The sequence below is a fragment of the Segeticoccus rhizosphaerae genome (genome assembly GCF_009192725.1).
Lineage (GTDB): Bacteria > Actinomycetota > Actinomycetes > Actinomycetales > Dermatophilaceae > Segeticoccus > Segeticoccus rhizosphaerae.
Genome location: NZ_VOHR01000707.1, coordinates 1 through 602, shown reverse-complemented (window position 1 = coordinate 602; position 602 = coordinate 1). Strand labels below are relative to the sequence as shown.

The 602-nt window shown below is 61.0% G+C and carries 2 protein-coding genes; one reads left to right on the top strand and one right to left on the bottom strand.

Going from position 1 to position 602, the window contains the following annotated elements; translation table 11 throughout:
- On the bottom strand, positions 1–259 hold a 259-nt coding region (locus tag FRW57_RS22595), incomplete at its 3' end, for a hypothetical protein (protein ID WP_152187135.1).
- 71 nt (positions 260–330) lie between these two features.
- On the opposite strand from FRW57_RS22595, the gene FRW57_RS22590 reads away from it, so the two are divergent.
- A partial coding sequence (locus FRW57_RS22590; RefSeq protein ID WP_152187134.1) for an Hpt domain-containing protein occupies positions 331–602 on the top strand: 272 nt, incomplete at its 3' end.

The window sequence follows — 602 nt, the reverse complement described above, 5'->3', positions numbered from 1 at the left end:
ACTGCTGCGCGGTAGCCCCAGACAGCATCGCATCGCGGTTCGCCCAGGCATAGAAGGCGGTCCACGCAAGGATGGCGACGCCTGCCACGGTGGGGGCGATCCACCGGCGGGAGCGGGGCTGGAAGTCCTCTTCCCAGACCTCCTCCGCTTCGTAGATGTCTTCCGAAGTATCATCGACAAACTCCTCTGTCAGAAGGATTTCACCCTCTTCTTTGGGGGTTTCGTCGGACACGGCCTGGATCAACGAGCGCTTTCTCATGGCGCGAAACTATCACGAATCGGACATGCTTAAACCCACTTTAACCCTTTGCCGGGCATGCTTTGCGACCAATGGCATTTCATCAGGGACCTTTCCTTGCAGCACTGGGTGCAGCATCGGGCGACGATCCGGCGCTGCTGGCCGAATTGCGTTCGGCGTTTCTCGAAAGCGTCGAGCGGCAGCTCGACCTGCTGCAACGGGCTCGCTGCGACGGGAACTGGCGCGTTGCCGCAGAGCGCCTCCATACCATTGCGGGCAGCTTCCATGTCGAGGAATTGCGCATCCTCGCGCAAGAAGCGCTGGATTCGGCTCCGGGCGAACCGACGGTCATTGCTTCTCTCGG